The sequence below is a fragment of the Adlercreutzia sp. ZJ473 genome (assembly GCF_013185065.1).
GTDB lineage: Bacteria > Actinomycetota > Coriobacteriia > Coriobacteriales > Eggerthellaceae > CAAEEV01.
Genome location: NZ_JAAVTO010000032.1, coordinates 17,064 through 31,338, shown reverse-complemented (window position 1 = coordinate 31,338; position 14,275 = coordinate 17,064). Strand labels below are relative to the sequence as shown.

14 protein-coding genes are annotated in these 14,275 nt (G+C 59.1%); 11 read left to right on the top strand and 3 right to left on the bottom strand.

The features are described from left to right. Positions 1-315 (bottom strand): hypothetical protein (locus tag HRL41_RS07435; RefSeq protein WP_172136220.1); only part of this gene is annotated, 315 nt, incomplete at its 3' end. A 418-nt stretch (positions 316-733) separates the two neighbouring features. Between HRL41_RS07435 and HRL41_RS07430 the strand changes: the two genes are divergently transcribed. Then, positions 734-1,222, top strand: coding sequence for a DUF4411 family protein (locus tag HRL41_RS07430; protein WP_172136219.1), 489 nt, complete (start codon positions 734-736; stop codon positions 1,220-1,222). 73 nt (positions 1,223-1,295) lie between these two features. Here the strand turns inward: HRL41_RS07430 and HRL41_RS07425 are convergent, their stop codons facing one another. Next, positions 1,296-1,862: a helix-turn-helix transcriptional regulator gene (locus HRL41_RS07425; RefSeq protein ID WP_172136218.1), complete on the bottom strand. Its 567-nt coding sequence runs from the start codon at positions 1,860-1,862 to the stop codon at positions 1,296-1,298. Between the two features lie 284 nt (positions 1,863-2,146). On the opposite strand from HRL41_RS07425, the gene HRL41_RS07420 reads away from it, so the two are divergent. The 7 genes from HRL41_RS07420 to HRL41_RS07390 all read left to right on the top strand — a co-directional run bounded on the left by HRL41_RS07420 (position 2,147) and on the right by HRL41_RS07390 (position 10,456). Further along, positions 2,147-2,521 carry a hypothetical protein gene (locus HRL41_RS07420; RefSeq protein WP_172136217.1) on the top strand — a complete coding sequence of 125 codons (375 nt, stop codon included), beginning with the start codon at positions 2,147-2,149 and terminating at the stop codon, positions 2,519-2,521. 210 nt (positions 2,522-2,731) lie between these two features. After that, positions 2,732-3,130, top strand: coding sequence for a hypothetical protein (locus HRL41_RS07415; protein WP_172136216.1), 399 nt, complete (start codon positions 2,732-2,734; stop codon positions 3,128-3,130). A 25-nt stretch (positions 3,131-3,155) separates the two neighbouring features. Continuing rightward, positions 3,156-4,154, top strand: coding sequence for a type II TA system antitoxin MqsA family protein (locus HRL41_RS07410; protein WP_172136215.1), 999 nt, complete (start codon positions 3,156-3,158; stop codon positions 4,152-4,154). A 223-nt stretch (positions 4,155-4,377) separates the two neighbouring features. Further along, a complete protein-coding gene (locus tag HRL41_RS07405; RefSeq protein ID WP_172136214.1) occupies positions 4,378-7,932 on the top strand; it encodes a response regulator in 3,555 nt (1,184 codons plus the stop codon). Between the two features lie 273 nt (positions 7,933-8,205). Next, a complete protein-coding gene (locus tag HRL41_RS07400; protein WP_172136213.1) occupies positions 8,206-8,787 on the top strand; it encodes a helix-turn-helix domain-containing protein in 582 nt (193 codons plus the stop codon). Positions 8,788-9,072: 285 nt separating this feature from the next. Beyond that, positions 9,073-9,423, top strand: a complete 351-nt coding sequence (locus tag HRL41_RS07395) for a hypothetical protein (protein WP_172136212.1) — start codon at positions 9,073-9,075, stop codon at positions 9,421-9,423. Further along, positions 9,416-10,456, top strand: a complete 1,041-nt coding sequence (locus tag HRL41_RS07390) for a type II TA system antitoxin MqsA family protein (protein WP_172136211.1) — start codon at positions 9,416-9,418, stop codon at positions 10,454-10,456. Before HRL41_RS07395 ends, HRL41_RS07390 begins: the two co-directional genes overlap by 8 nt. A gap of 111 nt (positions 10,457-10,567) precedes the next feature. Here HRL41_RS07390 and HRL41_RS07385 read toward each other — a convergent pair whose 3' ends face one another. After that, positions 10,568-10,747 (bottom strand): hypothetical protein, encoded by a 180-nt coding sequence (locus HRL41_RS07385; protein WP_216662579.1) that lies wholly within the window; start codon positions 10,745-10,747, stop codon positions 10,568-10,570. A gap of 349 nt (positions 10,748-11,096) precedes the next feature. On the opposite strand from HRL41_RS07385, the gene HRL41_RS07380 reads away from it, so the two are divergent. Genes HRL41_RS07380 through HRL41_RS07370 form a run of 3 tightly spaced genes read left to right on the top strand, consistent with a single transcriptional unit; the run spans position 11,097 to position 14,265 of the window. Beyond that, positions 11,097-12,782, top strand: a complete 1,686-nt coding sequence (locus HRL41_RS07380; protein WP_172136210.1) for a ribonucleotide reductase subunit alpha — start codon at positions 11,097-11,099, stop codon at positions 12,780-12,782. Positions 12,783-12,794: 12 nt separating this feature from the next. After that, positions 12,795-13,358 carry an Rrf2 family transcriptional regulator gene (locus HRL41_RS07375; protein ID WP_172136209.1) on the top strand — a complete coding sequence of 188 codons (564 nt, stop codon included), beginning with the start codon at positions 12,795-12,797 and terminating at the stop codon, positions 13,356-13,358. Next, complete coding sequence (locus HRL41_RS07370) at positions 13,351-14,265, top strand: adenine glycosylase (RefSeq protein WP_172136208.1); 915 nt, start codon at positions 13,351-13,353, stop codon at positions 14,263-14,265. Before HRL41_RS07375 ends, HRL41_RS07370 begins: the two co-directional genes overlap by 8 nt. Positions 14,266-14,275: the final 10 nt, after the last annotated feature.

Here is a 14,275-nt window from a genome sequence, read left to right as displayed (position 1 = left end):
CTCTGCGCGATCGCAGTACTCTATCCAGAAGAGCTTGACCGGGAGCTTCCGGTTCTTCTTCTTGCGCTCGACGAGCGGCGCCATGTCCTGCTGCAGGTACGCCCCGTTGGGCTCCCGCACCTCCTTCGGGAAGAACAGCTCGTCGATGGCGTCGGCGTCCATGGAGCTGATGGCGTCGAAGGTCAGGCGGTGCTCCCTGATCGCCCTGGCCCCGGCCGACACGTCGCGCTTGCTGACGTGCAGCGCGGCGGCGATGTCGGACTGGCTCGCCCCTCCCTTGGCGAGCATCATGAGGATCTTCTTGTTCTTTGACATAGGCATCGAGCCCCTTTCCGTCAGGGCATCCCGAATTGGATGCTCGTCACGGAATTCTATGCTCGACAAATGCGGTACCAGGTGTGTTTATGCGCGGTACCAGTTCAGTTGATCGGCGGTACCAAGGTTTGTTGATTGCTGGTACCAATCAGGTTTACTAGCCAGCGAGGGACGTTGATTTAATCACGAGGCAAACCCTCTTCCAAATCTACAACAGGTATCAAAGCAACGTCCCTTTGCAGCCTAAAGGCAAAGGCGGGGGAGACTATTACCTGGCAAAGCAATACAAGCTAGGCTCCGTGTTTTCCGATGCCGTTTGGGCTGCTGTCAACACCGGGTTCATTAGCTATCGAGACGCATACGACCTCACAGGGCTGGGGTCCGATAGCTTCCGTAAGTACTTTACGGAGGTGCAGACTTGAACCGCTACCTTCTTGATTCGAATTACTGGATCAACGCAGGGCACCACTATCCAAGAGACATTTTTCCGTCATTTTGGGAGGAAATGGAATCTCTTGTGAAGAGCGGTGGCGTTGTTGTTCACCAAACGGTTCTGGATGAGCTGAATCGCAAAGACGACGAAGCTTCGGCATGGATGCGCTCGATTGGCGGCTATCAGGTAATGCCCATATCCGAAGAGACTTTCAAGAAGTACCTTGAATGCTGCCGGTGGGCAGAGGATCCGTCTCGTGGGTATGAGCGAGGCGCAATAGACGAGTTCGAAGAGAGCGGCAGAGCCGATGCTTGGATTTGCGCAGAGGCATGCGCCTCGGGTTTGACCATCGTAACAGACGAGAAGCCTTCGAACTCAGCCAAGAAGATCAAGATTCCAGACGTATGCGCTGCGTTTGGCGTTAGCTGCATAAGCAATTTTGCATTCATGCGAAATGAGGGTTTCTCCTTCTAGGGGCGATGAGCCATAGGCAGCAAGAATCGTTTTCTTGGCAGGTGCTCTTCATGCTCAAAGGGCTGGCAATGGTTTACGGCATCGTTGCTCTATCCGCCTGTTGAGAGGACGGGGAAGAGGGGAGGGAGCGCAGCGTTCGGTATGCCCTCATCGCAGTGCCCCGGCTGAGCTTCGATGCGTCCCCTTTCAGGAATGCGTAGAAGTTCCCCTTGTTCAGCCCTGTTATCCTGCACGCCTCGGCGCGGCTTATGCCTTTCTGCTCGAGCAGCGTCACAAGGGAGGTCGCGACCCTCTGCAGCGTCTGCCGATCGGTTTGCTTCCGTGCCTTTTCGGCGCGCCACGCGATGAGGGGGCGCTTGTATCTGCTTCTTTCGGGCAGCGTGTCGAGGAAGCGCTTCAGCGCAAGGCCCGAATGATGAAAGCGGGTCGTTATGCGCCGGTACGAATCGAACATGCTGGAGCCGACCGCCTGCTTTATCAGATAGCCCTCCCTGTGATCGCAGAGCGACAAAAGAAGAAGCGGCTCGAAAACGCGTGGCCGCCCCTGCTTTGCGATGGCGAACAGCTTCTTCAGGCTTGACGTCTGCGCGCCTGCGAGCTCTTGGCAGTACTTCAGAAGGAATCCGCGAAATGTGAGCATTACCGTCGCCATCCTTCCTGAAGGGTTTCAGAGAAGAAGACGCCTTCATCGACGCGATTCAGTTTGGAGATAAGCTCAGCCTTGTCCATCTCTCCTCCTATAGTATTATTTTTTAGTAATAATACTATATCGGCTATGCTCCGAGGCCCTCTTGGGTCAAGCCGGCCTTGGGGATCTTGATTGAGCTTAGTGCGCTTTTCCGCTATCGTCAGGTTGGATGATCCGATTGATTGGGTTTCAGACGGGCAAGCATGACGCGACAAGGGTATAGCGTAGAAAGGGCTGTGCTATTGAATGCGAAAAGATGGGAGGCTCCTCAGGTTAAGAGGTTTACGCCTCAAGAGGTATTGTTTTATTGGGATAACGGCAATCCCATAACGGTTATGAGAATGTTAGAGGCTATCAACTATGTTCTGAACTATATTATCCGACAAAGTCCTATGGCCAGGAAGTATGTAATGGCGAGAAAGGTTCTGTTTGCTGCTAGACATCTTCTAAACAACGAACAATATGAAAACCCCTCGAAAGAGGCTTTGAGAGCTTTGGCTGACGTCCTGAAGGACATGAACAATGAGCGGGCTCGATCTGATCATGAGAGAATGCAAAATGAGCTCAATGCAAACATCGTTAAACGCTGGATCGATGAACTTCATTGGTAATTCGATCTACCGCGCTCCGATGATCTTGAAATTGCCTCATCGATGTTCAAAACCAAATATGCAATAGCGCATTGACGGCCTAGCATTTTCGGTTCCTTGGATACCGGCTTGTTTGTCGTTGTGCTAAAGGTGAAGGGTGCGATGCTGGTAAGTGGATCCTTGCGCTTCTTGCGGCTAGGTTTTATCATTTGATAAAAACGAGAGGAAGCTATGGCGGCGGACAGGAAAAAGGTCAGCCAGTATTTGGCTCTCACCAAGTCCTTCGCGCAGAACGAATTCGTCATTGCGCCACGTAGCAAGAACATGCAGTTTATGCTTGATTGGGGCATCGACTTCGATACGGCCAAGGACACTGTGCTGGGGTTGAAGACTTGCGACTACGTAGACGGGCCTTGCGCCGATGACAAACACCTGCCCGACAGGAACGACGTGTGGGTATTCGGGAAGACGCTCCGATGCGATGGCCAGGACGTCGAAGCCTACATCAAGGTCACCCATTCGAAAACTGCAGGCGGGTTCGGGTGCCTGTGCATTTCGTTCCATGAAAGCGAGCGACCGTTGGTCTATGAATTCGGAGGTGAGCAGCGTGAGGTCTATGTATTGCCCTAAATGCGACAGCAGGGTCGAGGCTGAAGTGACCGAAGCGGTGGTCCCCCTTACCGTGAGAAAAGTTGACGTGCGCGCTCGCCAGCTTCGGGCGGTTTGCCCGCATTGCGGTGAGGCGATCGCCGATGAGGAGATCTCCCGCTCGAATCTGGAGTCTGCTTTTGCCGCCTACCGCGCAGAGGAGAAGCTGCTGTCTCCTTGCGAGATAAGGGAATCCTACGCGCGATACGGCTTGACCCAGAAGTCGTTCGCCGCGCTCTTGAACCTCGGCGGCGCGACTTTGAGCCGATACGAACATGGCGCGTTGCAGACGAAGCAGATTGACGTGGCGATAAGGCGGGCGAGCCAACCCGAGAGCATGCTCGCGCTGCTCGATGAGCATGACGGCGAGATCCCGGCGAGCCAAGCCGAATCCGCCCGTCAAAAGGCCCTCGCCCTCTTGGCCAATGAGGCTGGCGACCATGCTTTTGCGGGAAATCCAGTTGGCAATTTCCGTTTGCTGCTGTCGGAGGAGCCCCCTTCCGAGCGCAACGGGTTCAGGAAGCTCGACTGGGGCCGTGTCGTGCAGATGGCCGTCTACATGGCGCAGCATTGCGCAAACCTCGGCCGCACGAAGCTGAACAAGGCCATGTTCTACGCGGACTTCTCGTGCTTTGCGGATACGGCCTGCTCTATGTCGGGACTCGTATACGCGCATGCCACGCATGGGCCGATCATGGATCAGTATGACGTGGTTTTCGGGCAGCTGGTCAGGCAAGGGCACCTTCTCGAAGGGTCGGCTTCATGCGGCCCGTATGAAGCGACGGTGTTCAAGACGGGGGAGGAGTTCGATCCCAGCCTGTTCACGAGCCAGGAGCTTCGCATCCTTGAGAGGGTCGCCGAGTTCGTGAACGGCTTTGGCACGGCGAAGGAGCTCAGCGATTACAGCCACCAGGAGAAGCTCTGGGTGGAAAGCGACGACGGCATGCCGCTTTCCTACCTCGATGCGCATAAGCTCAACAGCCTCGAGCAATTCGTCGGGGCCTAGCACAGGCGTCGGACGCCGGGTTCTCCCTTGCCCGCTTCTGCGATGCGCTCGGGTTTGCCGCCGAGCTCGCCGTCGAGCTCATGTCGGGGGGGGTCGATAATCGCGGCACTGCCCCAGTGGCGGAATTCGAAATTGAAAAAAAGACGCGTTTGATACAATGATCGGGAGCTTCGCTTAAGAAGCTCCAACGCTCTAAACCTAAGGAAAATGCGGGAGAACCTACATGGCAACGAGGGAATATGAACTGATCCTGGATTCGCTCCAGATGACGGCGGTTTACGTCATCCGGGAGGACAATCATAAAATCCTGTACTTCAACAAGCGGGTCAGGGAGATTGCGCCGAATATCGAGAAGGGCATGATTTGCCATGAGTTGTGGGAGGGCGCCTGCGACAACTGCCCGCTGCTGTATATCGGGGACAAAGACGAAGCCCGCTCGGTGAATTATGGTGATCCGTTTGGCGAGGTCGTGGAGATTGCGGCCACCCGCATTCTCTGGGAAGAAGAGGTTCCGGCGTTCGTGATCGCCGTCACGCCCTACGCGGAGGTGGCCAATCACATTTACCACAAGGTTTTGCGGGGGAATCTGACGACGGACAGCTACATGATCGTGAAGGCCGACGAGGAGGAGATGCAGAAGCTGCGCGGACACATGGGCTCTCTCTCCGACTGGTTCCTGGGCGTTTCCAAATGCGGCTATGTCTATGAGGAGGATATCGAGCGATACGAGAGCTTCGTCCACTTCGACCATGCGAAAGCCGAATTGAAAAAAGGCGTGAAAAAGCTGAGCTGCATCTATCGCCGCAAACACGGAGATACCTACAGATGGCACCACCTGGAGGTCGTTCCGGATTTTGACTATGCCGACGACAACCAGAAGGTCATGATCTGCCTGAAGGATATCCACGATGCCTTCAGGGAGGGGCTTGCAAGAGAAGAAGTCAATATCCGCAACCAGGAGATCATCAACACGCTGGGAGAGACGAACTTTGCGATCTACGTCGTAGACCTGCAGACGGGCCGCGTGAACATCGTGCAGGCCACGGAAAAGATCAGACGGAACGTGGACACGGAAAACTCCCTCTGGGACGACACGTTTCAGGGCATCGGCTCCGGCTACATATCCCCTGAGGACCGGGAGAGGGTGTACGACCAGCTCTCCTTAGGGTCCATGAGAACGGCGTGGGAGAACGGAGAAGAGAAGAGGACCATTCTGTGCCGGGTGTTCCTGTATGGCAGCTGGCGGTATGTCTCCGTATCAGCCTACCTGAAGGAAAACAAGAAACAGGGCGGCTACGCCATCCTGACTTTTCAGGATGTGGACGAGCAGACGAAGAGAGACATGGAGCAGATGCGCAACGACCAGAGAATGGCGGCCATCATCCGATCCAGGTACAGCATATTGAGCACCGTCGATCTGGAAACCGGAGTCTGCGAGAGGGTCTATCTGCGGGAGGGCGTTACCAGCAGGCGCGTAGAGGGCGACTATGATTACTATGTCAGAAAGGCCTCTGAGGAAACTGTCGTAGAGGCGGACAGAGGGACGTTCGAAAAGACGCTGTTCCTTGAGAATCTTCGAAAGAACGCTGAGACGGTGCAGGATTTTCGGGAGGATGTCTGCCAGTACAGGCACCGGGGGGAATCCCCGCTGTGGACCGAGGAGCACGTGCTCTACATCCGGCAGGGGGAGAAGACCCTGGTCAACGTATTAGGACGGGACGTTACGGCGGAGAAGCTGGCGGAGGAGCAGGCCTACCGGGAGTCCGTCGAGAAGGCCTCTATCATCAGCAGCCTGAGCAGCATGTTCTTCGCCACCTATTACATCGACCTTGAAAACGAGACCCTCAGGCCCGTCAGGCAGAAGGAAGCGGTCAGCCAAGTCCTGGGCGAAGAGAGGAACTACACCCAGGCGATCCGTCTCTATGCCGAGAACTTCATCTCTGCCGACGACAGGGAGGAGTATCTGGAATACGTCAGCTACCGCAGGCTGCGGAACACCCTGAGCGCGGAGCAGCCGGTGGTTGCCTTCGAATACCGCATGGTGCCCGATCAGAACAACCGCAGGGCATGGATTCGCGCCAGCGTCATACTGGCTGAGACCACCGACGACGGCCGGCCGAAGCGGGCGCTGTATGCGGCGCAGGATGTGACGGAGAGCAAGCTGCGGGAGGAGCGGGAGCAGCAGGCGCTGAGGGAAGCCTGCGACGCCGCCAACTACGCCAACGCGGCCAAGAGCGACTTCATGTCGAGAATGAGCCATGACATCAGAACGCCCATGAACGCCATCGTCGGAATGACGGCCATCGCGGGAAAGCACCTGGAGGACAGGGAGCGCGTCGAGGACTGCCTGAAGAAGATCACGATCTCCAGCCGGCACCTTCTCTCGCTAATCAACGAAGTTCTTGACATGAGCAAGATCGAATCCGGGAAAATCGACCTGATGGAGGAGGAGGTGAACCTCTCCGACCTGATCGGAAGCCTGGTCACCATGATTCGGCCCTCCATGCAGGAGAGAAAGCACAACTTTGACGTGCATATTGCGAACGTGGAGCACGAGCGCGTAATCGGCGACGCCATGAGGCTGCAGCAGATTTTCATGAACATATTGGGAAACGCGGTGAAGTACACGAACCCGGGTGGAAACATCGAAATGGAGATCAACGAGAAGCCGTTCAAAACCTATGGCTACGGCTGCTATGAGTTTGTTTTCCGGGACAACGGAATCGGCATGAGCAAGGAGTTTCTGGAGAGGCTGTTCGAGCCTTTCAGCCGTGCGGAGGATTCCCGGGTAAGCAAGGTCGAGGGCACGGGGCTCGGAATGGCCATCGCGAGGAACATCGCCCGCAGGATGAGCGGCGATATCACGGTGGAGAGCGAGCTGGGCAAGGGTACGGAATTCGTCGTGACACTGATCCTCAAGCACGTGGATGCGCAGGCGCCCGATACGGAGAAGCTCGCGGACCTGCCGGTGCTGGTGGTGGATGACGACAAAAACGCCGTCGAGGCGTCTTGCCTGATCCTTGAGAACATCGGGATGAAGGGCGAATATGTTCTGAGCGGAATGGAAGCCGTGCAGCGGGTGGGTGAGCGCCACCGAAGCGATGAGGATTACTTTGCCGTGATCCTGGACTGGCAGATGCCGGGAATGGACGGCATCGAGACAGCGCGGGCGATTCGCGAAGACGTTGGCGATGACGTGCCCATCATCATCCTCTCGGCCTATGATTGGAGTGCCGTAGAGGAAGAGGCGCGCCGCGCAGGCGTCAACGGGTTCATCTCCAAACCGCTGTTCAAGTCCCGTCTGGTATATCTCTTCAACCAGATCTTGGACGACGACCGCGGCAAGGAGCTTCCGGAGGAGGCCTCGTTCGCGGACATGAAGCTGGAGGGGAAGAGGATTCTCCTGGTCGAGGACAATGTGCTGAGCCGGGAAATCGCGGAAGACATCATCGGCGAGACGGGCGTGACGGTTGAGTGCGCGGAAAACGGACAGGAGGCCCTGGAGAAGTTCGAGGCATCGGGGGAGAACTACTACGACATGATCCTGATGGATATCCAGATGCCGATCATGAACGGGTATGAGGCCACCGAGGCCATCAGAAAGCTGCCCCGCAAGGACGCTGCCGAGATTCCGATCATCGCCTTGACCGCGGACGCTTTTTCGGAGGATGTCCAGCGCAGCAGGGCTGCCGGCATGAACGAGCACCTCACCAAGCCGTTGGAGATCGACCACCTGATGAGGTGCCTGGAGACATGGCTGGGAGACGAAAAGGCTTAAAGGGGCGGCGGCGATAGCCTGGCGTCAATCCTGAAGCTCGGGCGCTGGCTTCCGTTGGCTGCGATCAGCTTCATGGCGGCTCCCTTGAAACGAACTGGTGCCGACATCCTGATGATGCTCCGTCCGACTTAGCGGAAGATGACATGGGAAGAGGAAGAAAGCACGATGTAAAGGGGTTTTGACAACGTGCTCGGCCCCGTGCAAGCCCATTTGGCGGACGATGACGGAAAAGCCCTTTAGGGTGGGATCCGCAAGGCATGGAAGGAGGGCCGCATGGAAGTCGGCAAGACCATCAGGAACCTGCGCACGGAGTCGGGGATGTCGCAGGAGGAGCTCGCCGGGAAGGCGTTCGTGAGCCGCCAGACGATCTCCAGCTGGGAGAACGGCAAGTCCTATCCGGACGTGCAGAGCCTGAGCCTCATCGCCGGGCTCTTCGGGACCTCCATTGACGCGCTCGTGAAAGGAGACCTGCCCATGATTGACGCAAGAATCGCAGAGGAGGACGTGAGGGCGTTCAAGAAGAACGCGGCACTGTACGGGACGCTCCTCGTGGCGTCCCTCGTTATAGCGGTCGTGGCGTTCGCACAGGAGAACTGGCTCGCCCTCGCGGCGGGCGCGCTCGTGTACGCGCTGTCGCTGTACTTCGCGTTCCTCGTAGACCACGACAAGAAGAAGTACGAGGTTCAAACCTACCGCGAGATCAAGGCGTTCTGCAGCGGAGCCTCCCTCGACGAGATCAAGGCGCGGCGCGTCCCCGAGCGGCTGGGCGTGAGCGTCATGAGGAAGCTCCTGCTCGGCGGGTGCGTCGGCGCAGCCGTCGGGATCGTGACGGTAGGGATCGTGCGCCTGCTCTGACGCATGGCGCGAGCTCGAACGGGACAAAGGGGACAGCCTATTGTCCCGTTCTTGCTTTCAATGCAACGTGTTTCGAGAAGCTCGTTAAGCGTTTGACCTGCCTAACTGCTGAAATGGATAGCGCAAGCGTAATCAATTGCGCATATAGCCCCGTATAGATCAGCGAGCCCGATATGATGAGTCTCTGAACTCAAATAGGACACGATGGGGACATTAGTTTCAGATCAGCTGTTGTGCCTCAGATAGTGTCATCATATAATGACAAATATAGAGTGAAGGAGGATTATGAAACCTACAGCGCTTATTGAACTCTTCCTTCGTCAGCTTAAACAATACGTGGAAAAGAACTCTTTCGTTTTAGTGGATCGGGAGGTGAGCAAACGGTTCCTGGCAAGCAGAGGTATGTCAATGGACATGCTCACAGACGTAATCCTTTCCCTGAAGCCCGAGGATTGCTTCGATGGCCCAGAAGCTGACAGAGATCCTCGTTTTGCTGACAAGTGGACCGTTGCTGAGTTCTCGCCGATCTATCGTGGGGAGTTGCTCTACTTAAAGATGTCGATTCGCGTTGACGTTGAGCGGGCGAAGTGTTTATCCGTAAAAGCCTATGTTGAAAGAAGAGATGATGATGACTGAGTTGGTGAACATCTACTGCCCCGAGTGTGACACGGAAGTTCACGCCCACTTTCTCAATCGACCGACAACGCTCTTCGTACGTGGAGAGCAGGTAAGCTATTCCGAGACTGTTGCTGTCTGTCCGATTTGTGGCGAGATTATTGGTGATGCGCGTATTGAAGGTGTAAATCTCGAGCGGGCTTATAGCGTCTATCGCACTCGTCACGGAATTCTTTCACCTGACGAGGTGAAGTCACTTAGAATTTCGTATGGACTATCCCTGAGAGAATTTAGTAGGTTTCTTGGGTTTGGAGAGCAGACCACCTATCGTTACGAGCACGGCGACATACCCGACCAGTCTCACAACACTACCATGTTGAGCGCTAAGACTATACACGGTGCTCGGCTACTTCTTACGCAAAACAGACAGAAGCTAAACAGCAGGTCGATCGCCAGAATTGAACAGCGCTTACAGACCATGGCCGATGGTACCACAGAGCAATCTCGCCATCATCTTGCTCTAGAAGACAGGGAAGCTGATGAGCCTTCTGCTGCGAATGGCTATCGTAGGCTCAATCTGGACAGAGTTGCTGCACTCATTTACGAACTAACGAGCAGATGTCGCGACCTATACTGGACAAAACTCCAGAAGGCGTTGTTCTTTGTCGACATGATTTGTTATGAGCGGTATAGCTGTTCCTTGACTGGGCTTAGCTACGCGCATGCCACCTTCGGTCCCGTGATGGATCGAAAAGACGAGGTTCGATTCATTCTTGTTGATCGCGGGATAATTGGGTTTAGAGAATGCGGTTGGGGAGAGATACTCGTTCCTCTTCAGCATAGTACGCAGCCTTTCAACACAGAAGAAATTGAACTCATCAACGAAGTCGCGAACTTTGTTAATTCGTTCAGTTCCGCGAGCGAGCTATCCGATTTTTCACATGGGCTTAGTTGTTGGACTGGCAGCGCTGATGGCGAAATAATCGAATACACCCTAAATGACGGCGAAGTGGAGGGTGCTATGCTCGAAAGAATGAGCAGACTCCCTTGTTGATGCGTCAGAGGATCACGCCTAATGCCATGCGTGGCGCTTAACGTCAGCATGACTTGCATTACTGTGCCACTTGGCGTGATCCTCTTTCATTGCTCGCGGCTCTACGAGAACCTAGGCTGGCACCGGAATAGTCCTAGAAGTCCCGCAGGTCGTTGCAGGGCGAACGGTGACTTTGCGGTCAAGCATGCGCAGCCTGGCGGCGATGTCGAGAACTTGCCGATTCGCCTTCTCGCAGACGATCGTGACTTCAATGCCGCTCGCACCCGTCTGCTCGCTGATCGTTATCTTCACGGCGCTCCTTTCGACGGAACATATGCTACATGCCATCTTTGGGTCTCCCGTCGCCGTTGGGCTCAGATGCGTCTAGGGGTGACCAAGCTGCGCGAGCGTAGGTGAGTTGGCGGCGGCAGGCACTCGCCTTGCGGGGCTTCGACGACGGGCGATCCATCGCGCGGCGTTCCCTTCTCGCCCCTTCCTCAAATGATATTCTTTTGGTCGCAAAATATGATGTTTCCGTCGCGCTTGGGCGCAGGTGGGGATGTTTGGGCTGATTGGCCGCTTGTTGTCGGCTAAAATGCGCTATGACACATGACGTGGGCGCATGCTCTGGGCGTCCGCACAAGGCAAGGAAGGTGGGATCGTGTTGGAGAACTTCGAAGCCAACACCTCAAGTCGCGACGACGGCTCACGCGGGCAGGCCGCCGAGTACCTCAAGCGCGCCATGACGGCGGTCTCCGACGGGGACGCGGTCTTGGGCATGCACCTGTACATGGCGGCGTTCGAGGAGGCGGCGCATGAGAGCGACGCGCCCTCGGAGGACGCGGTGTTCGGGCTGAAGAAGGCGTGGGCGCTGGCCTGCTCGCACAAGGAGCGCTCGCTCGCCGAGTACATCTTCGAGCGCATGGAGCCCTACCTCACGCCTGACGAGGTGGCCGTGTGCTCGAGCGAGCTGCAGAACCTCGCGCTCGACAAGCTCGAGGAGTACGGGCTCTCGCGCACCGAGCTCGAGGACATGGCGCAGATGATCACCGAGGACTTCCTGGGCCTTGATGCGCACGTGGTGAAGATCGACCACATCCTGAGCCACAAGATCCCCGCGTCCGGGCTCATGCTCGACGTGCCGGGCGAGCAGGCGGCTGCCGAGGAGCCTGGCGCGGCGAGCGAGCAGGGGCAGGCTGCCCTTGGCGTGCCCGCGGAGCCCGCGGAGCCTGCGGCTGGCGTGCCCGCGGCTTCTGCGGCTGTTGAAGGCTCCGCTGCTCCCGACGTCTCCGCGGCTGCTCCCGCCCCTGAGCCCGGCCGCGCGCTCGCGGCGTCCGAGGCCGCCGCTTCCGCTTCCGAGCCCTCCGAGTCGCCCGCCGAGTTTCTGGCGAAGGCCGCCGAGGAGCTCAGCGCCAAGCTCGGCGCGGAGGAGCGCGTGCTTTCCTACGACAACCTCGCCGGCTACGACTCGACCATCCAGGTCATGCGCGACTTCGGCATCGGCCTGCAGGATGACGCGGAGTTCCAGAGGTTCGTGGGGCTCATGAACGCGCGGCACGGCCTCGACCGCATGCCGGCGCTCGACACCATGCTGTTCCGCTCGCCGGCGCGCGAGGACGCCAACCGCTTCGCGGAGGCCACGCTCGGCGAGCTCGAGCTGCCCACGCTGCGCATGCACATGGAGGAGAGCCTGCAGGGCATGCCGGTTCTGTGCGTGACGGTGCAGGCCAACAAGGCGGTGAAGATCAGCACGCTGCGCGACGCGTTCACGTCCGGCGGCGTCCTTCTGCTCGAGGACCTCGACCTGTGGAGCTCGCCCATCGCCGAGATGAGCGAGGAGTCGGGCAACTTCCTCATGGCGCAGCTCACGCGCGGCGCGCGCGAGGCCGTGAGCCTCATCCGCTGGGCGGTCGACAACCCGGACGTGTACGTGCTGGCCACGTCGGCGACAAGCTCCGAGATAGACGGCTTCTTCCTCGAGCTGCTCGAGCCGCTGACGCTCGTGGACATCGACTACCCCACGCCCGAGGAGCGCATCGACATCTGGATGGACATCGCGCGCGAGCACCCGTCCATGCGCGGCGTCAACCGCGCCGACCTGGTGCGCCTGTCGGCCAACATGCCGCGCTTCGACATGTACATGGCCGCGCGCGAGGCGCTCGAGGACGCCTACAAGACGGGGCTCATGATGCGCCGCTACCAGCCGGTCACGCGCGACAACCTCTTCGACAAGCTGGCAGCCTACCAGCCGCTCGACTCGACCGAGTACCACGAGCTCGAGGAGGCGGTCATCCGCGACTTCCGCGCCGACCTCTCCCACATCGACGACCTCCTTCGGGGCGAATAGGGGAGGTGCGCGGTGGACATCACGCGTCGGTGCGACTACGCATGCCGCATGCTGCGGGCCGTGTGCACGGGCCAGGGGCGCATCTCGGTCGCCGAGATCGCCGAGTCGGAGGACATCCCCTACGCGTTCGCGCGCAGCATCCAGCATGACCTGGTGAAGGCGGGCTTCTTGCGCACGGTGCGCGGCGCGCGCGGCGGCGTGTCGATGGCGCGCCCGCTCGAGGAGGTCACGGTGCTCGACGTGCTGCGGGCCGTCGAGGGCACGGTGGCCATCTCGCCGTGCTCGGAGGACCCCGCGTACTGCCCGCGCAGCAGCTCATGCGCCTATCACCGCGTGTGGTGCGGCGCCGACCGCCTGCTCGAGGGCTACTTCAGCGACATCACGCTGGCCGACCTGTTCGGCGAGGCCGTGGCGGCAGGGCTCGCGGAAGGGGAGGGCTTGCCCGAGGCGGCGTCTGGGGCGGACGAAGCCGGCGAAGAGGCCGCTGCCGAAGCGGGTGAAGCTGGCGAAGAGGCCGCTGCTGAAGCGGGCCCGTCTGGGGCATCCGAGGCGGCGGAGGCGCCCGCGCATGCGTGAGGTCGCGTGGCCTGAGGGCGGCCTGCCGCGCGCCGAGTTCGTGGAGCGCGTGCGCGCGATGGGCGAGGCGCACTACCGCGAGCTGCCGTGGCGGCACCTCGACGACGCGTACGCGGTGCTCGTGTCCGAGGTGATGCTGCAGCAGACGCAGGTGGCGCGCGTGGAGAAGTTCTGGCGCCGCTTTCTCGGCGCGTTCCCCACGATCGACGCGCTGGCCGCGGCGAGCACCTCCGACGTGCTCGAGCGGTGGCAGGGCCTCGGGTACAATCGCCGGGCGCTCGCTCTGAAGAAGGCAGCTGAGACGTGCGCGGCGCGCTACGCCGGGCATCTGCCGCGCGCCTACGAGGAGCTCGTGGCGCTGCCGGGCATCGGCCCCGCCACGGCGGCCGGCGTGCGCGCGTTCGCCTGGCAGCTGCCGGGCGTGTACCTGGAGACGAACGTGCGCGCGGTCTTCCTGCACGACCTGTTCCCGCATGACGAGAAGGTGTCCGACCGCACGCTCGTCCCGCTCGTGGAGGCAACGTGCCCGCCCGCGCCCGACGGCGCGCTTCCCGACGGCGCCTCCCCAGACGCCCTCTTCGGCCCGCGCGGCTGGTACTACGCGCTTCTGGACTACGGCGCGCACCTGAAGGCGACGGGGGCGAACCCCACGCGCAAGAGCGCGCACTACACGCGCCAGTCGGCGTTCGAGGGGTCGCGGCGGCAGAAGCGCTCCTGGATCGTGCGGCGCGTGCTCGCGGCTGACGCCGATGCGGGCGTGCGCGCGCAGGAGGTTCACGCTGAGCTCGACGCGGCGGAGCGCGCGTCCGGGCGCGACGGCGTCGACGAGGCGACGTTCGCCTCGATCGTGGACGACCTTCTGTCGGAGGGCTTCTTCAAGCGCGCCGGCGACGTCTTGGTTCCGTAGGGGTTTCAGA